Origin of the sequence: Shewanella halifaxensis HAW-EB4, from assembly GCF_000019185.1 — a bacterium.
GTDB classification, from domain to species: Bacteria; Pseudomonadota; Gammaproteobacteria; order Enterobacterales; family Shewanellaceae; genus Shewanella; species Shewanella halifaxensis.
On the sequence record NC_010334.1, the window covers coordinates 3,621,753 to 3,643,357 of the forward strand.

Here is a 21,605-nt window from a genome sequence, read left to right on the forward strand (position 1 = left end):
AATTATTACAAAGAGCGGATGGTATCGATTTGAGTTCCTGTCAAACCGAATCGACGCTGACGATTAGCAAAAATAGCAATCGCGTCTTTAAACGCATCCTCATTAAAATCCGGCCACAAAGTGTCAGTAAAGACTAACTCGGCATAAGCGGCTTGCCACAAGACAAAGTTGCTAATACGATAGTCACCACCAGTGCGGATCATTAAATCAACTTCGGCTTGATTTTGCATGCACAAATGCTCACTTAGGGCCTCTTCGGTAAACTGAGTGCTGCTCATTTCACCAGATTCGACCTTAACAGCCATTTTTTGTGCTGCCTGCAAAATGTCCCAGCGTCCACCATAGTTAGCCGCCACATTAAGCACTAAATCTTTATTGTCCGCCGTTTTCTCTTCTGCCGCTGCAATTTGCTTTTGCAACCGCGGAGAAAATCGACTGATATCACCGATAATATTGAGGCGAACCCCATTCTTGTGCAGCAACTTAAGTTCGCGCTGCAGCACGGTAAAAAATAGCTCCATTAACAAGCTGACTTCTTTGTCAGGTCTGCGCCAGTTTTCACTAGAAAACGCAAACAAGGTTAATGATTCAACCCCTAAGTTACGGGCCGTACTGACTGCTCGCCTAACGGCCTTGACCCCAGCTTTATGGCCGAGAACTCGCGGCTTTCCCTGAGCCTGTGCCCAACGTCCATTGCCATCCATAATGATAGCAACATGTTTGGGGATCGACTGTTTTACCAAGTCGGATATTTCGCTTGGTAAGGTCTCTGTCACTTCAGTGTCAGACTGGGAATCGATTGACATCTATTACAACCCTTAAAAATAGACAAACGCCGTGTAGTATAACTCTACACGGCGTCTGAACTCTAGGGCATGTTGTCCATTCGAGTTTAATTTTTGTCCGAGCTCACCGCTTTTATTATTAAGGCGTGAGCTGTGAAGCTTAATGTGTGACGTGAAAAGTTCGTGATATCTCACGAAAAACCAAGAAACACACATATAGCTTAATTATAAATCAACCTAAATAGTCAACACTCCCCTATGCTGAGGAGTGCTATTTAGAACTCCATCAGTTCCTTTTCTTTTGCAGCTAAAACGTCATCGACTAGCTTAATGTGCGCATCAGTTAGCTTCTGCACATCATCTTCACTACGGCGAACGTCATCTTCCGTACACTCTTTTTCTTTCTCTAACTCTTTAACGTTTGAGTTAGCATCACGGCGAACGTTACGAATCGCAATACGGCCGTTCTCGGCTTCAGCACGAACAACCTTGATAAGATCTTTACGACGCTCTTCTGTCAATGCAGGTAATGGAATGCGAATTGTCGCACCCGCTGACATTGGGTTCAGACCAAGGTCTGAGCTCATGATTGCCTTTTCAACAGCTGCAATCATAGTACGGTCAAATACTGATACCGTTAATGTGCGCGCATCGCCAATAGATACACTTGCAACTTGCTTAAGTGGAGTCAGCGAACCGTAGTAAGGTACTTGGATGGTATCCAATAAGCTTGGGTGTGCACGGCCGGTACGAACTTTAGCCATTTGAGTTTTTGTCGACTCAACACACTTGTCCATGCGAGTTTGCGCATCGCTTTTAATTTCGTTTATCACGTTATATGTCCTTTTAAGTCACTAAATATAGCTTAAACAGCTTTAATCATTGTGCCTTCTTGCTCGCCCATGATAACACGGCGCAGTGCACCTGGTTTATTCATGTTAAATACAAGCAATGGCATATTATGGTCTCTGGCCATAGTGAATGCAGCCAAATCCATTACTTTCAATTCTTTTTCGAGTACTTCATTGTACCCCATAACATCATACTTGACGGCTTCTGGATTTTTAACTGGATCATCTGAATAAACGCCGTCAACTTTGGTGCCTTTAATCACTACTTCCGCTTCAATCTCGATACCACGTAAACACGCAGCAGAGTCAGTCGTACAGAATGGGTTACCTGTACCTGCAGCAAAAATAACAACACGGCCTGATTTTAGCAAACTAATTGCTTCAGCCCAGTTATAATCATCACACACGCCTTTAAGCGGAATGGCTGACATTAAACGTGCATTAACATATGCACGGTGCAACGAATCACGCATTGCTAAGCCGTTCATCACTGTTGCCAACATGCCCATGTGATCGCCCACTACACGGTTCATACCCGCATTAGCCAGACCTTCACCACGGAACAAGTTACCACCGCCAATGACAACACCCACTTGAATACCTAGCTCTACTAGCTCTTTGATCTCCTGCCCCATACGATCAAGCACTTTAGGATCAATGCCGAAGCCTTCTTCGCCCATTAGGGCTTCACCACTTAGTTTTAAAAGAACACGACGAAATGCAGGTTTAGGATTGGTACTCATATTTATTAGTCCTGATTATGGCGATAGGGGTTGTACACTTAACCAATTTGGTTGGGCTGAATCTAGCCAAACAAAAAACCAGTTGAGTATATACGATAAGACCGCAGCAATTGCTACGGTCTTATGTTTGCTAAATAAGGAGATTAAGCCTTATTAGTAGCAGCGATTTGTGCAGCTACTTCAGCAGCAAAATCTTCTTCTTTTCTTTCGATACCTTCACCAACTTCTAAACGAATGAAGTTAGTTACTGAAGCGCCTTTCTCTTTAAGAATGTCGCCAACAGTTTTCTTTGGTTCCATGATGAAAGCTTGACCAGTAAGAGAAACCTCACCAGTGAACTTCTTCATACGACCGATAACCATCTTCTCAGCGATTTCAGCTGGCTTACCTTCGTTCATAGCGATTTCGATTTGAAGAGCTTTTTCTTTCTCTACAACTTCCGCAGGAACATCTGAAGGGTTAACGTATTCAGGCTTAGAAGCAGCAACGTGCATTGCAATGTGCTTTAGCGTCTCTTCATCAGCTTCACCTGCAACAACAACACCAATACGCTCGCCGTGACGGTACTGTGCTAGGTTAGCGCCATCGATGTACTCAATACGACGTACGTTGATGTTTTCACCGATTTTAGTAACTAGAGCAACACGAGTTTCTTCGAACTGTGCTTTCAAATCTTCGATAGTTACTTTAGATGCTGCAGCAACATCTAGTACTTCATTAGCAAATGCTAGGAAGTTAGAATCTTTTGCAACGAAGTCAGTTTGACAGTTAACTTCTAGTAGAGCAGCGTAACCTTCGCCTTGCTTGATAAGGATTGCACCTTCAGCAGCGATGTTACCCGCTTTTTTAGCAGCCTTAGCAGCACCGCTCTTACGCATGTTATCAATTGCTAACTCGATGTCACCGTTAGTTTCAGTCAGTGCTTTTTTACAGTCCATCATGCCAGCGCCAGTGCGGTCACGAAGTTCTTTAACTTGGGCAGCAGTAATTGCCATTGCTAAATCCTCTACAGATAAATTTCAAATTCAATAGATAAGAAACAGGGGCCAATCATATTGAATGAAAGAGCCCCTGTTCACCAATCATGTATCTTGGTTAATAAGGGTGATGAAAATTCATCGACCGATATTATTCAGCTTCTACGAAACCGTCTTGCTCAGCTTGTACAGCTAGGTCTTGACCACGGCCAGCTTTTGCAGCAGCAGCAACAGAACCAGTGTAAAGACGGATAGAACGCATAGCATCATCATTACCAGGAATGATGTAGTTGATACCGTCTGGAGAAGAGTTTGTATCAACAACAGCAACAACAGGAATACCTAGGTTGTTAGCTTCTTTAATAGCGATATGCTCGTGGTCAGCACCGATTACGAAAATCACGTCTGGTAGACCAGCCATGTTCTTGATACCACCAAGAGACTTCTCTAGCTTATCAAGTTCACGAGTACGCATTAGCGCTTCTTTCTTAGTAAGCTTGTCGAAAGTACCGTCTACAGACTGGCTTTCAAGGTCTTTAAGACGCTTGATTGATTGACGAACTGTTTTCCAGTTAGTCAACATACCACCTAACCAACGGTGATCAACATAGAACTGATCACAAGAAACAGCAGCTTCTTTGATAGCTTCGCTTGCAGCGCGCTTAGTACCAACAAAAAGAACTTTACCTTTCTTTGATGCAACGTTGCTGATGAAAGCAAGTGCTTCATTGAACATAGGCACAGTGTGCTCTAGGTTGATGATGTGCACACCATTACGAGCACCGAAGATGAATGGCTTCATCTTTGGGTTCCAGTAACGAGTCTGGTGACCGAAGTGAACACCGGCTTGTAGCATTTCGCGCATTGAAACTGTAGTCATTTTATTTACCTTAAAATATTAGGGGTTAGACCTCCACATATCCCATATCTTCGACCCTATTTAGGGCACCCCGAAGAACGTGTCGATATGTGTGTGATTTAGTATTTATCAATAGCCATGTATAATGGCCGTCATCTTAACTCAGACGAACCACCTAAGGTGGTAACGACAAGAGTCAAACATAACGGCGCGCTTTATACCATAATATGAAAAAAAGCACAAACATTTACGTCGTTTTTTCGGGCACAGACGTCATATAAAAAGACGACAAATTTAAGACTAAGAGACAGTAGAATGAGTATAGTAATTAAGACAGCTGAAGAGATTGAAAAGATGCGCGCCGCAGGTAAACTAGCCGCGCAAGTGCTTGAGATGATAGCCCCACATGTCAAAGCTGGCGCGACAACTAATGAGTTAAACGATATTTGCGCCAAATTTACTCAAGAGCATGGAGCCATCTCTGCTCCGCTTGATTATCATGGATTTCCTAAATCGATTTGTACCTCAATTAATGAGGTGATCTGTCACGGCATACCAAGTGATCGTACATTGGTTGACGGTGATATCATCAACATCGATATTACCGTCATTGTTGATGGCTACCACGGCGACACTTCCAAAATGTTCCTTATCGGCGATGTCAGCCCTAAAAATGCGCGCCTATGCCGAATCGCTCAAGAAGCGCTATATACCAGTATAAAAAAAGTGCGCCCAGGTATGAAGTTGGGTGAAATTGGTACCTTGATTGAAAAATTTATCAAGTCTAAAAAAACAGGCTTAGAAAAATACACAATTGTCACTGACTACTGTGGCCACGGTATTGGTGCAGGCTTCCATGAGGAGCCACAGGTGATGCACTACAAAAATAATGACAAGACCGTATTACGCCCAGGCATGTGTTTCACCATCGAGCCGATGATCAATGCAGGTCGTCACACCAGCGTGTTAGATAAGCATGACAACTGGACGGTAACCACCTCTGATGGCAAAAATTCAGCACAGTGGGAACATACATTGCTCGTGACACAAACCGGTGTAGAGGTGTTAACACATAGGGAAGAAGAGAAAGAGCTTCCACGAGTGATTAATCACTAATCTTTTTACCTTCCACCATCGACGAGGCGTGTATTAACACGCCTTTTGCAATTTATGCCCCCTAACACCTCGTTCCACCTTTTTATTGCACCAAAATAAAGCAAGTTACTCGATTAATGCCCAGCTAATGAATAAACCAGATAAAGCCCTTTAAATTAGCGATTTTTGCATAGATAATCGTTGCATAACGGATCCGTTCTCGAAGAAGAGATTTGATGAATAGTGCTCAATCTGCCAAAAACGCTTTAATCGACTTAAACCAAACGATTCTGGATAGCTTTAATGCGAAATCAGATATTCGTTCAATAGTGAGTACTCGCTGTCAACACGTCGATAAGCTACTTCAGCAGCAATGGAGCGCCCATAAACTTGAACAGTTTCCTATCGCATTAATTGCCGTCGGGGGCTATGGACGCGGAGAGCTACATCCACAATCAGATGTAGACCTACTGTTTCTCACCGAAGGTGAGCTATCCCAAGATGCCGAACAAGCATTAAGCGCTTTCATCGCTTTTATCTGGGACGCTGGGCTTGAGGTTGGTCATAGTGTTCGCAGTATTGAGCAAACCCTTGAGCAAGGCCGCAGCGATATTACTGTGGCGACAAATCTACTCGAATCTAGATTACTCTGCGGCCCGCAAGCACTCTTTACCCTACTTTATCGCAATATTCGCCAAGACGACTTTTGGCCAAGCAGTGAGTTTTATGTCGCCAAACGCGATGAGCAAGCGGTCCGCCATAGCCGCGCTAACGCCTTTGACTTAGAGCCTAATCTAAAAAGCTGCCCAGGTGGTCTTAGAGATATTCAGACCGTCGCTTGGGTGGCCATGCGTCACTTTAATGCCGAAAAATTTGAAGAGCTGGTCTACCACGGTTTTTTAGACCCTGTAGAACTCGATGAACTGTTAGAAGCGCAAGACTTTTTATGGCAACTGCGCTGTTCACTGCACTTAATCTCAGGCCGTGATGAAAACCGACTATTGTTTGATCTACAGCCTCAAGTTGCCAAGTTGATGGGCTATGAAGATGGTACACAACTCGCCGTTGAGCAGATGATGAAGAACTATTACCGCACGGTTAGGCGAGTAATGGAGCTGAATCAGATGTTGTTGCAACTGTTTAAGCGGGCAACATTAGGCCACATAAAAGCATTAGAAGTCGTGCCGATAGATGACAACTTTCAACGACGCGGTATCTTTATTGAAAGTTTACACAGCGACTTATTTGATACGCCAGAAAATATCTTACAGCTGTTTTTGTGGGTCGCTAAGAACTCTAATATTCAAGCTATCTACGCGGTCACATTACGCAGTTTACGTCGCGCTAGACGTGCTCAACTACAACCACTGATGTACCACGAGTCATGCCGTAAACTGTTTATGCAAATATTGCGTCACCCTCGTGGCATCGTCGCGCTTTCGCTTATGCATAAACACGGTGTACTGTCCGCCTACTTGCCTGCATGGCGCGCCATTGAAGGGCAGATGCAGTTCGACCTCTTTCACGCCTATACCGTCGATGAGCATACCCATAGGTTACTGCTTAACATCGAGAACTTTGCTCAGCCGGAACAGAAAGAGGAGTTTCCATTAGGCTCTGTGCTAATAAATCAGTTGCCTAAGAAAGGCTTACTGGTACTGGCTGCAATCTTCCACGATATCGCCAAGGGTCGCGGTGGCGATCACAGTAAACTTGGCGCTATTGATGCGCTAGAGTTTTGCAAATTACACGGCATGAACGACCATGATGGCCGTTTAGTCAGTTGGTTAGTTGAAAACCATTTAGTGATGTCGGTAACAGCTCAGCGCCGCGATATTTCCGACCCCGATGTGGTTGCCGATTTTGCTGAACGAGTCCGTGATGCAGTGCATTTAAGTTACCTCTACTGCCTTACCGTTGCCGATATCTGCGCCACCAATGAGAGAACCTGGAATAACTGGAAAGGCTCGCTGCTACGAGATCTCTATTTCTCAACGCAGCGGGTACTTGCCCGTGGTAAAGAGAAACCCGTCGATATCCGAGCTCGTGTTCGCGAACACCAAGCTAAAGCCAAGAAAGAGTTGCTACGTCGCGGCATTAAAGAGAAAGACTTAGATGCGCTATGGCAACGTTTTAAAGCCGATTACTTTCTGCGTAACCAGCCTAATCAAATCGCCTGGCATGCCGAGGTCATCATCAAACACAAGCAAGATGAGACCTTAGTTGTTATTTCGAAACATATGACCCGTGGCGGGACAGAGTTGTTTGTCTACGGTAAAGACAAGCCTAAGTTGTTTGCCACTGTGATGGCGATATTAGACAATAAAAATATTACTGTTCATGATGCCAGCATCATGACGTCCAAAGACAACTATGCGCTGGACTCTTTCGTGATTTTGGAACAAGATGGCGAACCGGTGTCGCAGCTTTCCCGTATTCAAGGGATCAAGAAGACGTTAATAAAAGCCCTAAGTAATGAAACGCCTAAGTTGCCGAAGTTTAGAAATCTTTCAAGAAAGATGAAACCTTTTAAAGTTGCAACCCAAGTGAGTTTCCCTGCGACCCGAAGCCATGGTAAAAGTATGATGGAGCTCATCGCACTTGACTCACCAGGGTTACTCGCAAGAGTCGGCGAAATATTATATCGCTGCGAAATAATCCTACTTGCAGCAAAGATCACCACCATTGGCGAGCGAGCGGAAGATTTCTTTTTATTGCAGACCGCCGATGGGCAACAACTCGATGACACGCAACAAGCTAAATTGCGTGAAGCACTCACCAGTGCTTTATAGATTTTTTTAAACAAAATATTGGGAGAAGTTAATGGAGGCTTTACGCCAACGTATTGAGGCGGCTTTTGAAGCACGCGCAGAGATCACACCAACAACCGTTGAACCAAGTGTTCGCGCAGATGTTGAGAAAGTGATTGCCATGCTAGACACTGGCGAAGCCAGAGTTGCAGAGAAAATTGACGGTCAATGGCATGTTCATCAGTGGTTAAAAAAAGCCGTGCTGCTTTCATTCCGTATTTTCGATAACCAAGTTATCGATGGCGCAGAAACCAAATACTTCGACAAAGTACCAATGAAGTTTGCCGATTATGACGAAGCTCGTTTCCGTAAAGAAGCGATCCGTGTTGTACCACCAGCAGCGGTTCGTAAAGGCTCGTTCATCGGCAAGAACACGGTTCTAATGCCATCTTACGTTAACCTAGGCGCCTATGTAGACGAAGGCACTATGGTTGATACTTGGGCAACTGTTGGCTCTTGTGCTCAAATCGGTAAGAACGTTCACCTATCTGGCGGTGTTGGCATTGGTGGCGTTTTAGAGCCACTACAAGCAGGCCCAACCATTATTGAAGATAACTGCTTCATCGGTGCACGCTCAGAGGTGGTAGAAGGCGTTATCGTTGAAGAAGGTAGTGTGATCTCTATGGGCGTTTATATCGGCCAAAGTACTCGTATTTATGACCGTGAGACCGGTGAAGTACATTATGGCCGTGTACCTGCGGGTTCGGTAGTGGTTGCGGGTAACTTACCCTCTAAGTGTGGTACCTACAGCCTATACGCCGCTATCATCGTGAAGAAAGTCGATGAAAAAACCCGCGGTAAAGTGGGGATCAACGAGCTATTACGTATCGTTGACTAATCACTTATCAGTAATAGTGATACAAATACAAAAATCCCGCTTCTCGCGGGATTTTTCTTATCTTTTCACAATTGACATACTTTGTTACCCCGAGACACACTCTGTGCTCTTTTCAATATTTTGATACAACTCTATGGCTAATATTTCGGTACGCCAAACTCATTGGGCTTTACTCAATGGTGAACCCCAATGTGAGTAATGCCAATCAGTATAAGAAATTGATCTACTCAGAGCGTTTTTGGCAAACTAATTCAAGGCGAATAGCTGAAAGAATGGTTATTTCATTGTAAAGCTTTTCAACGCAGAAGTAGGAAGCCAAAAACGCTCCAGAATGGCGAGTTTTAGCGATTCTGATGCTGTGTTAACGAGCTTAACCGTAGTTCAACTATGCTCTTCACTCGTTGCCTTGCCTCATAACCGCTAAATTCTCGCTGGGCGACCAAGTCTTTATATTGATTGGTATAAGGAGCAGGATATGATTAGAACATACGTTTTAGCCGGAGCCGCGCTAGCAATGTCATTTAGTGCTACCGCAGCGATGTCACCTCAAATTGAAGAGACATTAGTCTCTGTCTGCAAAGCAGGCGCAAGTAACAACGTATTTAGATTCAATAGGACGATGAAAGATTACCGTATCAATAAGAGCAGGGTTTTCCCGCGCTTAGTCTGTAACGGCGAAAGCTTTTATAACTTTACTGTAAATGCGGGTGCCGATAAAACCGCTAAGAAAATTGCACCATACATCCACGGAACCGTAACGATTAAAGATATCGCCTTAACGGAGTCGGATGCAGAGTTTTATGTTGTTAACTATGAATAGGTTCCCCTTCAGTAAAAATAACAGAGGCGAAAGCCTCTTTTATTTTGCTTAAAACAGAAACTTATAAGCTAAAACACCACCGTTTTATTACCATAAACAATCACCTCTTCATTAATCACTAAATGTAGTGCTTTACTCAATACGCTTTTTTCAACATCGCGCCCGCAACGAACCAACTCCTCAGCGCTAAAGCTATGATCAACTGGGATCACGTCTTGTTTGATAATGGGTCCCTCATCTAGCGAATCCGTCACAAAGTGCGCCGTTGCCCCTATGATCTTAACCCCTCGCTCCCATGCTTGCTTATAGGGAGCTGCACCGACAAATGCAGGTAAGAATGAGTGATGAATATTAATCATTTTACTTTGATATTGACGTACAAATTCAGGCGTCAAAATCCGCATATACTTTGCCAGCACAATATAATCGGGATCATAAGCTGTGATCGCCTTTTGCATTGCTTCTTCATGCTCGCTGCGACTCAATTCTTGATGGCTAATGCCGTGAAATGGAATATCAAACTTCTCTACCAAAGGCTTAAGCGTGTCGTAATTTCCTATAACAGCGGCAATCTCGACATTAAGCGCCCCGGAATAGGATTTAATTAATATATCACCTAAGCAATGTGCTTCTTTAGTGACCATAATCACAATGCGCTTTTTACCGGCATCGACGAGCTTAGTGTGATTCTTTTCTGGAAGAACAGACTGAAGCTTATTGAGCAATAACTCTTCCTCGAAGCTCCCCTCTAGCTCTGTACGCATAAAGAATCGCCCATGAGCATGATCAACAAACTCACTATTTTTTGTAATATTAAGCCCATGCTCAAAACAAACACGGGTGATCTTGGTTATCAGCCCTGGAGCATCCGCACAATCTGTTATCAATACTTTCCGTTGCATATACCCTCTTCCTCTCAGTCTGCACTCATTATCAACACCAAACTAATCAACTTAGAAAATACCTACAACAGCCTGAGCCGATATATCTTTATCTACTCACTTGATATTGAAGATATCGTATTTTTCAATATCAATTAATGAACAAACTGTTACGGAGAAAAGTGTGAGTGGAAATACAGTTAACAGACAAACAGCTAGTTCAACTCTGACGCTAGATCAGTAATTCGATTTACAATAGCTGAACTCATATCGAGATATCGATAAATTAAGGGAAAGAAAATTAAAACAAAAATGGCTAAGCCATGAGTGGCTGTAGCCATTATCACGAGTAGATAAAACCCTTGCCTAAGCTGCCAACTCGGTATCGATGAGTTTATTCCAACTCGGTAACCAAGTTAACGCTTCAACTTCAGGCTCCATTGTTTCACCTGCGTCAATTTTTAAAAACTCCCCTAGCAGCTTGGCACCTAACTCTTCAAAGAGATTTAAAAGCTGTTCACCCGCACCACAGTATGTTTCGTAGCTGGAGTCACCGAGCGCAATCAAACCAAATTTAAGATTGGGTAAATAAGGTGCCTTTGACTGCATTTCATTGAACCAAGGCTGGATATCTTCAGGCAAGTCACCTTGGCCTGTCGTCGAACACACAAGCAATAGCAGTTCATCTTCTGGTGGCACGAAGCCCGATAACTGTTCGGGTTGATACAAGACAGCATCACGCCCTAACTCAATTAACGCTTGTTGTAGCGTCTCGGCAACAAACTGCGCTCCCCCATAAACTGTTCCAAAAACTAGATTCACTTTTTTCATGTTTTACTTCGCCTAAAAGCTATTTAGTTATATCCTTAACATACTGTACCGACAAACATTGCTGCAAGCTTTACAGCAATATTGAAGTGATAGCTAAGAAGGATCCGCTGCAATGAGACATTCTTGTAGACAAAGGCACCGCAAACACCTGCAACGCTGTGCCCATATAAGAAGGATGTGTTACTTCCACACGGTACAGAATCTAAGGTCTGATATACAAGCTATCAGCCCCCCAAGCCTTAGCGAAAAAACTAAAAGCACAACAAAATAAATGTCTTAAGCAGCAATCCACATTGGTTCGACAAATAACAGCTAACTGATAAATCAACTAGATTTTGCACCCGTTAGCGATGATAAGCGGTTGTTTGTCGACAGATAAAGTGTCTTCATGCCAGCCCAGCCCTTCAAATAGCTGTAGCCATTCTGTCTCTAGTTCAGTCTCAATCTCGATCCTCTCCCCTGTTCTAGGGTGATTAAAGCTCAGCTTCTTTGCGATAAGCCATAACCGATTAATCCCGAAGTGAGAACGGAAAAACTTATTTTGCTTTCCATCACCATGGGTTGTATCTCCAAGGATCGGGTGACGTAAGTGTGCCATATGACGTCTTAGCTGGTGCTTACGCCCAGTATGGGGGGAAAGCTGAACTAGCGCGTAACGACTCGTGGCATAACGGCCAGAAGAGAATGGGATCTCACTATTTAACAACGGCTGATAACTTGTCACTGCATCTTGCGCAGCCTTATTCGGATCAACATCTTTATCACCTAGCTCATCGAGTTCCTCTTTTAATGCATAATCGAGCGTACCGGCCTCATGCATATTGCCACGGACAATGGCCAAGTACTCTTTATCGACTGTATGATCGGCAAATTGCCCGCATAATGCGTTGGCCATTTCACTGCTTTTAGCGAATAACAATATTCCCGATGTTGGTCTGTCGAGCCTGTGTACAGGAAACACATGACAGCCGACTTTATCGCGCGTGAGCTGCATGGCAAAAAAGCGCTCACGACGAGCAAGGTAACTACGGTGAACCAAAAGACCGGCAGGCTTGTGGATCGCCACCACATCATCATCTTCGAATAACACTTCAATATGAGGGGCGATCTCTTCAGCCTCAATATCAAGCAGTTCGCTATCTGCTACTTCTCTCGTTTCATCACTCATTTCAAATCTCTCTTAACAGCGCTATTCTGTCTGACTCAATAGCGTGTCTAAATCAGTTAAAATACTAATTAAATTTTGTAACTCAGGCTGACTTGCCCAAACATGCTCTGCCATTGGCGCTACGGCCATCGCTTTTGGCAACGGCATTTTCTCATCGAGCATATAACGCATTTTAGGTAAAAAAATAAACTGTAACCAATGCTCAAAGGGCATCACATCGCACGCAAAAGGTGTTGTGCTGGCTAACGCCTTTACCGTTGGGGCTTGTGAGCTTAGTAAATCTTGTTTGGCCAACTCAGCTTCTAAAGCATCTAGTTTCTCGTTTGTCTCAACTTCTATCAAGGTAGCCTCTCTAGTTGATATGAGGTGTATTCTATAGAGTTCTCTATTGTGATTGGTACTAACCTTCGACGCAGTTTCTTGGACGCCACTCAATAAGCCGTCATTCAATAAGCCATCACTCAGCGCCTTCAACTCTGTAACTTATCAACAGCCAAAACCTTGCACCTTCATGTTGTTTAGGTAAATACAACACAGGAAATTTAACGCGCGATGATACCATCTAGCCAGACTTATCCCTATAATATGCGCTAATTAACCTACACTTGATAACGATATGACAGAAATAACGACCCTCAGCCAATTCTTAAAAACTGCTAATACTCAATTCCAAGTTTATGACATGGGCCGTCGAGTACAACATATCGATATGGTGGCATTTCATCAAATTGAAGAGCTTAACTCAGCTTATCCATCACCCATTCAAGGGCATGCTCAATTTGCCATCGTGTTCTGGGATGCGAGTCAGCAGCACTATATTTGGTTTATTAAACTGCCGCTCGATGAACGTGGCCTCTTGTCTCCAGCACCACGTACTCAATTTATTAAGATGATCATTGAGGCCCTCGGCAGAGATCCAACCCAAGCACTAACAGAGCAGCAGCAAGAACAATTAGCAAATCATCCGTTTAACTTTAAGCCAAGCCAAGAGAAGCTCGCAGTATTTAACGCCTTAGTTCGCAAGCAGCTCGGTGGCAAAGCCTCACCTCAGTATGAATTTGCGTACCAATACCTATCGGGCCAACATCCAACTGAGAACTGGCAAAGTATAGGCTTGCAAGGTATTGCCGATGTTTGCGTTAGAGCCAATGAGCTTGACCATCAAACTCACCTGACCAACGGATTTAACAATTGGGCTATAGAGGTGCAGATCGCCGTATGTCAATGCTTAGAGCATTTGAACATTGATGAAGCGCTTGCGAAGACAATATTGGCTAAACTAGTTACTGCAGAAGATAAAGATAAAAGCTATTTTCTACGCGCTCTTGCGTCTCATCCAAAGCTTAGTCAGCAAGCCATTGCTCAACTCAATGACACTGACGCTTTATCTGCCGATATGCTCATAACTATTGCCGCACGAAACTGGTCGGCTTTAAAAGATGAGCAAACTCTCACTATCTACTTAGAAGCCTTAGCAAAACAGCCACAACACTTCTTTAACCAGATTTTTGCTGATATTGTGGCTATTCCATTAATTCGCACTCAGCTCCTCGCTCAACTACGTAATCCAAATCGTAGTACAGAGCTTGCAACTGCAATTGGCGGTTTGTTTAAGGTAACTAAAGGATGATGACAGATTTTTTAATAATTGCCGCTGTGATTATGATTGCTGCATTTTTTTGGCAATTAAGGCAGATGGCAGAAATAAGCAGAGTTTTTACTAATAAAGAATGCCAAAAGCAAAAAGTTCAACTACTCGCGATTGCTCAGGAGTCTGCAAAACCTAGCCTTGGTGGTAGCAGTGGGTTGACTTGGAAAGTTAAATACCTATTTGAATTCAGCACCGACGGTATCAATCAGTACCGTGGCAATCTATGGATGCATGGTAAGAAAATACAAAAAATACAATGGCCAATCTTTCCAGAGCCCGAATGGCACGAAGCACCTGAAGCGAAGGGCTCACTAGGTGGTGGTTGTGGTGGTCGTTCTAGAGGTAACTGCAGCTCTGGGGGCTGTAAATAGCATGGCGCTATTAAAACTGAAAGACGTATAAAGAAGTAAAGGCGCGACCCCAGAGGAGACGCGCCTTTTCTATCATTGTGTAAGCTCATCCAGCTATATGAGTGCTCCCTGCACCATCCATGCGTAACTTTGCTCCTGCATCCTCCATGAACCTTTTCTTCCCTGTATCTTACGATACGTATCCTTTCTTCTCGGTAGTCCATTTACCAAGCTTGCTCTGTCCTGAGCGTGTCCAATGTCATCCCTGAGAATCCATTCAATTACTATCCATAGCACTCTACCTTCCTAGGTAGCAAACCTTCCATCCTGGAGTGTTCAGCCGCTCCTTGGTAGCCATGGCTATCATTCCTTGAAAGCATCGTCCATGAGCATCGTCCTTAAAGTGCCTGTCCTTCGGCACACGGTAATCCTTAACCTTGCCTCGTGCATGCTTCCTTGCACATCTACATAATAATTCAAAATCCAAGTAAAATATGGCATTAAACATTTATGTAACATGCAGGTTAGCGACACTTTTAATTACCAACTTAACTAACTAATTGTATTTAAAATAGATCACAGTTACTTTGGCGCAAAATCTGCCATATTTAGGACGAATTTCTCACGAGTCTGTAAGAGATCTCTCACACGAAACTAAGCGAATAATCTTATCGCAATCCTTTATAAAGAAAGGGCGTACCAATCGGTACGCCCCAGTACTACTTTATTTTAGCTTTCCCGCTATATATTTGCGTCCTTGCATCATCCTTGGTTAACTTGCTTCCTGCATCTTCCTTGTAAATCCATTTCTATCCCTGTACTAAACGTACCGACTCCTTTCATTAGCTTATCCTAAGCTAAAATCCTCTTCCTGAGGTTGTCCTTTTTGCATCCTGCAAAACCATTACACTCAACTAAAAACCGCTAAACCAGCAAGTCTTTAGATAATTGTATTCGTCCTTTAAAAAGAATTAAACGCCATCCTAAGCCCTTATTTCTTTCTGATACTAAGTCTACTATTAACTCTATATTTTTATTAGCGCTCACAGTAAAGACACAAACAAGCAACTATATGCTAACACGCAAAAGTCAGGTTAAAATATTGAATTTTAACTAATTATAGATAAGTACATAATCAGTTTTCTATGACTCTCTCTCTATTTCCCACATAAAGGTGAGAGATCTCGCACAAGAAAGTTATCTCAAAGCGAATTTTTTACTACTTTCTAGAAGTTAGAGCCTTAAATAGCATGAGCCAATCCGCCATAAAACTGTACAAAGGATACTTAAAAGTCGCTGGGCGATTTTTTTCAAAAACAAAATGGCCAATCCAAGCGAAGCCATAGCCAATGACTGGCAGTAGTCCCAGTATCCACCATTGGTGACTCAATAAAGCATAAATCAAAATAACAACAACGAGGCTACTACCGACATAATGTAGTGCTCGGCATGTTTTATTAACATGCTGTGATAAATAAAATGGATAAAATTCCCCAAAAGACTCGAAACGTTTATTCATTTTTCAGTCCTCGATAAAAAAGCAGCTCACCACTCACCTTACCAATCTCTAGTTGCTCTAAGGTTTCAAACCCATGCTCAACAAACAAACGAATATGAGCTGCAGTGTTGGCAAAAATGCCAACACCATCAAGATGCGGCTGTTCATCACACCAACTTTGAACCGCTTTTACCAATGAACTACCGTACCCCTTTCCTTGCTCATTATTTGTTATCGCAATAAATTGCAAAATACCACATTGATTACTTGGCAAATTGTCTATTATTTCGTTTTCTTTATGAATAAGTGCTTGAGTTGACTGCCAGCCAGCGCTTAGTAACATCTTTAAACGCCAATGCCAGTATCTAGCCTCACCTAGTGGTACTTGCTGGGTCACGATACAAGCCACACCGACTAAACGCTCCCCTACAAACATACCGATTAGGGCTTGCTCTTGCTGCCACAGCTCGTTCAATTCCTCTCGAATCGCGCCGCGCAGTTTTTGTTCGTATTGTATCTGGTCACCGGTAAAGAGCGTTTCTAAAAAGAATGGGTCATCATGGTAAGCGTTATAGAGGATAGAAGCGGTAATACGTAGGTCTTCAGCGGTGAGATAAACTGCACGACACTCTTCCATGGCTTGATTCTCCATTTTATATTCCTTGATCTAGATCACACTACACCAATGTAACAACCCCGTGGAAAAGTGCAAATAATAATCAATTCAAAAAACTTGAGCCGCTTACTTTACAGCATAAAACGATTATTAAAATTGCAGTGGGTTTGGATATATCAGCCATAATTAAAGGAATAAATCGCAGATATAGATAGGCGACTAAATGGATACGACAACAAATGACTTACCCAACCTATTTTTGCAGCTGGGGCTAAAAAACGAAGAAGCAGCTATTGAAGCATTTATAAGAGAACATTCACTACCAGATAAAATGCAGCTACATGAAGCCCCATTTTGGACCGCTTCACAGAAACATTTTTTAGTGGAGTCTTTTAATCAAGATGCCCAGTGGTCTGAAGTTATCGACCATCTGGACACCCTGTTGAGAAAGCCTTAGGCTTAGTTTTGGTTTTAAGGTTAGATCTTACTGTAAGCCACCTCCCCCCAACCAACGACCGCGTTATTACTGATCACTACTGGAGTACATTCATCTTTGGTGGTTTTACCGTCGCTGTGGGTCCGTTGTGTGCGATAAAAAAGAACATAAACGTCTTTATCTTGTTGGATATAGGCCTCATTAAAATCGGCTGTCCCCATTAGGGTTACGACTTGGTCCTTAGACATACCCAAGGAGATTTTTGATAAGTTATCGCGGTTTTTATCCTGAACTTTTTCCCATGACCCATTACTATCCCAATCCGATTCGCCATCACCGAGATTGACCACACAGCCCGTTAGCCCTAAGCTTGCAATCCCAAAAAACGCTAAACCTAATAATTTTGTTTTCACTTTAACTTCCTGTATTAACATTGTTTTTAGTTTTATTTAAAAAGCAATTAACATGCCAAGCACCAAGCTACTGTTTTTACATGTGTTTATTTTAAAGAAGACCTTGGGTATTATGCTGCGATTAACAAAAAGACTAACGAGTAAGGAATTTGACTAACCATGAGTCCATTAGAACTAGTACTCAGTGCTGCTAAGAAGATCAGTGATGAAAGTAGAACGCCAACCCTCGCACTCGTTAAGAGCAAACTCGGTAGTAACATCCCCATGCCGATACTGATCCAAGGGTTGCAGCAGTTTAAATCCATGAGCACCGAAGAGATTAAAGCCCTATCGGCAGATTGTTCCATTCAAGCTGAAGATAAGGCTCCCGAGCCATCTGCGTTGGCACAACAAGCTGACACGATAGCTAAACTCGAACAAGAGCTTGCCGAGTTAAAAGCTGAGTTTAAGTTGATAAAACAGCAGCTAAACAAATTAGAAAAACACAGTAATAACAGCGAAGGACATAAAACGAATGCATGTGGTTGAGTTAAGATTCGAGTGTTTTGATAACACCACCATTAGCGCTGCAGAGAAAGCGATCAATGGTTTACTCGAGGCCTATCGTGCCAATGGCCAAGTTTTAGGACGTGAGTTTGCTGTTGCCTTTAACGATGCTGAATTCAGAGTTAGGCTGTTAATGCCCGAGAAAAGTAGCTTATCTAAGCGTTTCAATAGTCCTTGGGTTGATACCGCCCTAAATGAGCTAACCGATGCCAAACTACTCGCTCCCCGCGAAAAATATATTGGCCAAGACATCAACTCAGAAGTTTCGAGCCAAGACACGCCAAGTTGGCAGCTACTATATACCAGTTACGTCCATATGTGCTCGCCACTACGAAACGGCGATACGCTGCAACCCATTCCTCTGTACCAAATTCCGGCTACTGCCAACGGTGATCATAAACGCATGATCCGCTGGCAAACCGAATGGCAAGCCTGCGATGAACTGCAGATGGCGGCCGCCACAAAAGCAGAATTTGCAGCACTTGAAGAGCTAACCAGTCATCAGAGTGACCTATTTAGGCGCGGATGGAATCTGCGAGGCAGAGTCGAGTATCTAACAAAAATCCCAACCTACTATTATCTATATCGTGTTGGTGGTGAGAGTCTTGCGGCAGAAAAACAGCGCCCTTGTCCTAAATGCGGTAGCAAAGAGTGGCTGTTAGATGAACCGCTATTGGATATGTTTCATTTTCGCTGTGAGACTTGCCGCATAGTGTCGAACATCTCATGGGATCATCTATAAGAAACTATATCTTCCCCATAAAATCGCGTCCTCATAAAAAATGGCTCAATGAATATTGAGCCATTTTTGTTATCGCATCTAGCGCATCAATTATTTGCCGCGTAAATTACGCCACATCAATTTCATTCGCTGCCAAATACCGGGGTGATCAAGCTCAGGCATAGACTCTTCAATCAACTTTACCGGTGGTGTCACTCTTGGCGTTAATAAGCTAATAAATTCATTCAACGACTCTGCAAGCTTACTGCTTTGAACTTCGCCAGGGATCTCAACCCACACACTGCCGTCGCTATTATTAACTGTTAGCATCTTATCTTCATCGTCTAACACACCGATAAACCAAGTTGGCTCCTGCTTAAGCTTTTTCTTCATCATCAAATGACCGATGATGTTCTGCTGCAGGTACTCAAAATCGGTTTGGTTCCACACTTGGATAAGTTCACCGCTGCCCCACTTGGAGTCAAAGAATAGCGGCGCGGAGAAGTGACGGCCATAAAATGCATTTATTTCAGCACACAGAGTCAGTTCAAGCGCAGTTTCGACGTTATCAAACTGACCAGGAGTTTGACGAACAACCGCTTGCCAAAACACGGCTCCGTCACTATCCATTTCGCCTACAACGCAGTCAGACTCTTGCTCTTGGGCATAATATCGTGGCTGTTCATCAAGCTTTTCTACATAGGCTTGTTGATATTTAGATAAAAAAAGATCTAAAGCGGGTAAAGAAGACACTTAAGCCAGTTCCAAAATCAGTTATAATAGGGGTCTATTTTGACATGGAAACCGTATTGATGACACAACATCATGATCCCTACAGTAACGCACCCGAACTTTCTGAATTAACATTAGGAAAGTCGACAGGTTATCAAGAGCAGTATGATGCATCTTTACTTCAAGGCGTGCCGCGTAAGTTAAACCGTGATGCTATTGCCCTCACTCAAGAGCTGCCATTTCATGGCTGTGATATCTGGACAGGCTACGAGCTCTCTTGGCTCAACGCTAAAGGCAAACCTATGGTAGCCATTGCAGAGTTTAGCCTAAGTTTTGACAGTAAATACCTTATCGAATCAAAATCATTCAAGCTGTATTTAAACAGCTATAACCAGACTCGATTCGATAGCCTGCAAGCAGTACAAGAACGTTTAACCCAAGATTTAAGCGCCTGCGCCGATGGTGAAGTCACAGTAAAAGTTATCGAGCCAAAACAGTTCAGCCACCAGCGAATTATTGAGCTACCTGGTACCTGCATCGATGATCTCGATATTGAGGTTGATGACTATCGCTTCAATCCAGACTACTTAGTCGACAGTGTCGATAATAAAGCAATTGTTGCCGAAACGCTGACTTCTAACTTGCTTAAGTCAAATTGCTTGATCACCTCACAGCCTGACTGGGGCACGGTGATGATCCGCTATCAGGGCCCTAAGATTGATCGTGAAAAGCTACTCAGATATCTCATCTCATTTAGACAACATAATGAGTTTCACGAGCAGTGTGTTGAGCGGATTTTCGTCGATCTTAAACGCTTCTGCCAATGCTCAAAGCTCACGGTTTATGCCCGTTACACTCGCCGTGGCGGTTTAGATATCAATCCATACCGTAGCGATTTTGAACACCCAGCCGAGAATCAACGCCTCGCACGACAATAAACACAAGTCATTACGGCTTATAAAGAAAACAAAAAACGGGTCAGAGTGTCATTAACCCGTTTTTTATTATAAATTTCGGACAAAAAAACTCCCATCAGCGATAACCAATGAGAGAGTGAGAGAGCGCTGCAACTCTGAGGCTGCTCTTGGTCTTTTTATAAAACAGCCTGCTCTCAAGGCAATAGATTGTTCGCAATGGTCGCCAATATTTTACCTCAATATTAAACTACCACTTAAATGACAGGCCAAATTCATAGAAATTTTCGCTATTAGGAAAGTAGGTATAGGTAAAATAAGGAGATAACTTCCATACCTCAGTGGTTAAAGTAATTTCGTGATAGTTGTAATTTCCTTTACTTAACCTGCTTATTCTTTTGTCATCATATTCGAAGTCAGGAATATGGATCTCTCGCTGTACTCTATCCCCTGTAGTCTCATATACATGGTTATAACTATAACTAACGTTCAATCGTTCAAGAGCTCTCCAAGAAAATCCCAGCATAAAATCTATAGTATCTGAAGGTGAATATGAACCATCGACTTGGATAGACTTTCCATCGTATTGGAAGTCATAGCTCAAGGTAGACCAGTTGTAGTTTGTATCAGCCATCAAAATCACAGTTTCACTCACCGGAATGCCAGCGAACACCCCTGCACTATAGCCACCACGATTCGCCTTTGCAGTGACTTCAGTAAACATAAATGCGTTATAGAAGCTTTTACCTACTCCTGCTTCCCAAAACTCATTATTGTCATACTCACCAAACACACGCCAAGTCTCACCAATATCAAAACTCGCGTTTAAGGTGTAGACCGCTTCACCGTCCTGCATCTTCACATCTAGCCCGACAGACTTGTACAGTGGCTCACTGTCATCTTCTTGACCTATTTCAATTCCCTTCGGTGGGAAGATAAGCTCGATATCACTTGAGATAGAGGTGGCTTGGGCATTGGTGACAAAGCAGACACTGAGTATAAGCACACAGATGCTAACAGCCCTTTGCTTCCTAACCCTTTTTGAAAGAAATTCAGATATGTTCATATGG

Annotated in this window: 23 protein-coding genes and 1 pseudogene; 10 read left to right on the plus strand and 14 right to left on the minus strand. The window is 43.1% G+C overall.

Going from position 1 to position 21,605, the window contains the following annotated elements; all coding sequences use genetic code 11:
- Positions 1-5: 5 nt before the first annotated feature.
- The 5 genes from uppS to rpsB all read right to left on the minus strand — a co-directional run bounded on the left by uppS (position 6) and on the right by rpsB (position 4,236).
- Entirely contained in the window at positions 6-806 is an 801-nt protein-coding gene (gene uppS, locus SHAL_RS15390) for a polyprenyl diphosphate synthase (RefSeq protein WP_012278053.1), read from the minus strand.
- A 254-nt stretch (positions 807-1,060) separates the two neighbouring features.
- Positions 1,061-1,618, minus strand: coding sequence for a ribosome recycling factor (frr, locus tag SHAL_RS15395; RefSeq protein ID WP_012278054.1), 558 nt, complete (start codon positions 1,616-1,618; stop codon positions 1,061-1,063).
- Between the two features lie 32 nt (positions 1,619-1,650).
- Positions 1,651-2,379 (minus strand): UMP kinase, encoded by a 729-nt coding sequence (gene pyrH, locus SHAL_RS15400; protein ID WP_012156106.1) that lies wholly within the window; start codon positions 2,377-2,379, stop codon positions 1,651-1,653.
- A gap of 143 nt (positions 2,380-2,522) precedes the next feature.
- A complete protein-coding gene (tsf, locus tag SHAL_RS15405) occupies positions 2,523-3,374 on the minus strand; it encodes a translation elongation factor Ts (protein WP_012278055.1) in 852 nt (283 codons plus the stop codon).
- 133 nt (positions 3,375-3,507) lie between these two features.
- Positions 3,508-4,236 (minus strand): 30S ribosomal protein S2, encoded by a 729-nt coding sequence (gene rpsB, locus SHAL_RS15410; RefSeq protein ID WP_012278056.1) that lies wholly within the window; start codon positions 4,234-4,236, stop codon positions 3,508-3,510.
- A 282-nt stretch (positions 4,237-4,518) separates the two neighbouring features.
- Between rpsB and map the strand changes: the two are divergent.
- The 4 genes and pseudogenes from map to SHAL_RS15430 form a co-directional block, all read left to right on the plus strand.
- Positions 4,519-5,331, plus strand: a pseudogene (gene map, locus SHAL_RS15415) (type I methionyl aminopeptidase); the annotation flags it as partial.
- Positions 5,332-5,546: 215 nt separating this feature from the next.
- Complete coding sequence (gene glnD, locus SHAL_RS15420; protein WP_012278058.1) at positions 5,547-8,102, plus strand: bifunctional uridylyltransferase/uridylyl-removing protein GlnD; 2,556 nt, start codon at positions 5,547-5,549, stop codon at positions 8,100-8,102.
- 31 nt (positions 8,103-8,133) lie between these two features.
- Positions 8,134-8,958, plus strand: coding sequence for a 2,3,4,5-tetrahydropyridine-2,6-dicarboxylate N-succinyltransferase (gene dapD / locus SHAL_RS15425; RefSeq protein ID WP_012278059.1), 825 nt, complete (start codon positions 8,134-8,136; stop codon positions 8,956-8,958).
- 475 nt (positions 8,959-9,433) lie between these two features.
- Positions 9,434-9,778, plus strand: a complete 345-nt coding sequence (locus SHAL_RS15430; RefSeq protein WP_012278060.1) for a DUF3718 domain-containing protein — start codon at positions 9,434-9,436, stop codon at positions 9,776-9,778.
- Positions 9,779-9,846: 68 nt separating this feature from the next.
- Here SHAL_RS15430 and purU read toward each other — a convergent pair whose 3' ends face one another.
- The 4 genes from purU to SHAL_RS15450 all read right to left on the minus strand — a co-directional run bounded on the left by purU (position 9,847) and on the right by SHAL_RS15450 (position 13,000).
- The gene (purU, locus tag SHAL_RS15435; RefSeq protein ID WP_012278061.1) at positions 9,847-10,680 is read right to left on the minus strand and encodes a formyltetrahydrofolate deformylase; all 834 of its coding nucleotides are present in this window, start codon (positions 10,678-10,680) and stop codon (positions 9,847-9,849) included.
- Between the two features lie 345 nt (positions 10,681-11,025).
- The gene (locus tag SHAL_RS15440; RefSeq protein WP_012278062.1) at positions 11,026-11,490 is read right to left on the minus strand and encodes a flavodoxin; all 465 of its coding nucleotides are present in this window, start codon (positions 11,488-11,490) and stop codon (positions 11,026-11,028) included.
- Positions 11,491-11,818: 328 nt separating this feature from the next.
- The gene (gene truC, locus SHAL_RS15445) at positions 11,819-12,658 is read right to left on the minus strand and encodes a tRNA pseudouridine(65) synthase TruC (protein ID WP_012278063.1); all 840 of its coding nucleotides are present in this window, start codon (positions 12,656-12,658) and stop codon (positions 11,819-11,821) included.
- Between the two features lie 21 nt (positions 12,659-12,679).
- The gene (locus tag SHAL_RS15450; protein WP_012278064.1) at positions 12,680-13,000 is read right to left on the minus strand and encodes a YqcC family protein; all 321 of its coding nucleotides are present in this window, start codon (positions 12,998-13,000) and stop codon (positions 12,680-12,682) included.
- Positions 13,001-13,274: 274 nt separating this feature from the next.
- Between SHAL_RS15450 and SHAL_RS15455 the strand changes: the two genes are divergently transcribed.
- Positions 13,275-14,288 (plus strand): DUF3549 family protein, encoded by a 1,014-nt coding sequence (locus tag SHAL_RS15455; RefSeq protein WP_012278065.1) that lies wholly within the window; start codon positions 13,275-13,277, stop codon positions 14,286-14,288.
- Positions 14,285-14,680 carry a DUF3301 domain-containing protein gene (locus tag SHAL_RS15460; protein ID WP_012278066.1) on the plus strand — a complete coding sequence of 132 codons (396 nt, stop codon included), beginning with the start codon at positions 14,285-14,287 and terminating at the stop codon, positions 14,678-14,680. Before SHAL_RS15455 ends, SHAL_RS15460 begins: the two co-directional genes overlap by 4 nt.
- Before the next feature lie 1,198 nt (positions 14,681-15,878).
- On the opposite strand, the gene SHAL_RS15475 is transcribed toward SHAL_RS15460, so the two are convergent.
- Both SHAL_RS15475 and SHAL_RS15480 read right to left on the minus strand, forming a co-directional pair.
- Complete coding sequence (locus tag SHAL_RS15475) at positions 15,879-16,178, minus strand: Mpo1-like protein (protein ID WP_012278067.1); 300 nt, start codon at positions 16,176-16,178, stop codon at positions 15,879-15,881.
- On the minus strand, positions 16,171-16,809 hold the full coding sequence (locus SHAL_RS15480) for a GNAT family N-acetyltransferase (protein ID WP_041416046.1): 639 nt from the start codon (positions 16,807-16,809) through the stop codon (positions 16,171-16,173). The genes SHAL_RS15475 and SHAL_RS15480 overlap by 8 nt, the downstream gene beginning before the upstream one ends.
- A 187-nt stretch (positions 16,810-16,996) precedes the next feature.
- Here SHAL_RS15480 and SHAL_RS15485 point away from each other — a divergent pair, with 187 nt between their 5' ends.
- Positions 16,997-17,230: a DUF2789 domain-containing protein gene (locus tag SHAL_RS15485; RefSeq protein ID WP_012278069.1), complete on the plus strand. Its 234-nt coding sequence runs from the start codon at positions 16,997-16,999 to the stop codon at positions 17,228-17,230.
- Between the two features lie 20 nt (positions 17,231-17,250).
- On the opposite strand, the gene SHAL_RS15490 is transcribed toward SHAL_RS15485, so the two are convergent.
- The gene (locus SHAL_RS15490; RefSeq protein WP_012278070.1) at positions 17,251-17,643 is read right to left on the minus strand and encodes a DUF3192 domain-containing protein; all 393 of its coding nucleotides are present in this window, start codon (positions 17,641-17,643) and stop codon (positions 17,251-17,253) included.
- 138 nt (positions 17,644-17,781) lie between these two features.
- Here SHAL_RS15490 and SHAL_RS15495 point away from each other — a divergent pair, with 138 nt between their 5' ends.
- Both SHAL_RS15495 and SHAL_RS15500 read left to right on the plus strand, forming a co-directional pair.
- Positions 17,782-18,150: a hypothetical protein gene (locus SHAL_RS15495; protein WP_012278071.1), complete on the plus strand. Its 369-nt coding sequence runs from the start codon at positions 17,782-17,784 to the stop codon at positions 18,148-18,150.
- A complete protein-coding gene (locus SHAL_RS15500) occupies positions 18,137-18,910 on the plus strand; it encodes a Zn-ribbon-containing protein (protein WP_012278072.1) in 774 nt (257 codons plus the stop codon). Before SHAL_RS15495 ends, SHAL_RS15500 begins: the two co-directional genes overlap by 14 nt.
- A 90-nt stretch (positions 18,911-19,000) precedes the next feature.
- Here the strand turns inward: SHAL_RS15500 and syd are convergent, their stop codons facing one another.
- Positions 19,001-19,642 (minus strand): SecY-interacting protein, encoded by a 642-nt coding sequence (syd, locus tag SHAL_RS15505; RefSeq protein WP_012278073.1) that lies wholly within the window; start codon positions 19,640-19,642, stop codon positions 19,001-19,003.
- Between the two features lie 59 nt (positions 19,643-19,701).
- Here syd and queF point away from each other — a divergent pair, with 59 nt between their 5' ends.
- Entirely contained in the window at positions 19,702-20,559 is an 858-nt protein-coding gene (queF, locus tag SHAL_RS15510) for an NADPH-dependent 7-cyano-7-deazaguanine reductase QueF (RefSeq protein ID WP_190273606.1), read from the plus strand.
- 226 nt (positions 20,560-20,785) lie between these two features.
- Here queF and SHAL_RS15515 read toward each other — a convergent pair whose 3' ends face one another.
- The gene (locus SHAL_RS15515; protein WP_223296201.1) at positions 20,786-21,541 is read right to left on the minus strand and encodes a hypothetical protein; all 756 of its coding nucleotides are present in this window, start codon (positions 21,539-21,541) and stop codon (positions 20,786-20,788) included.
- Positions 21,542-21,605 lie beyond the last annotated feature (64 nt).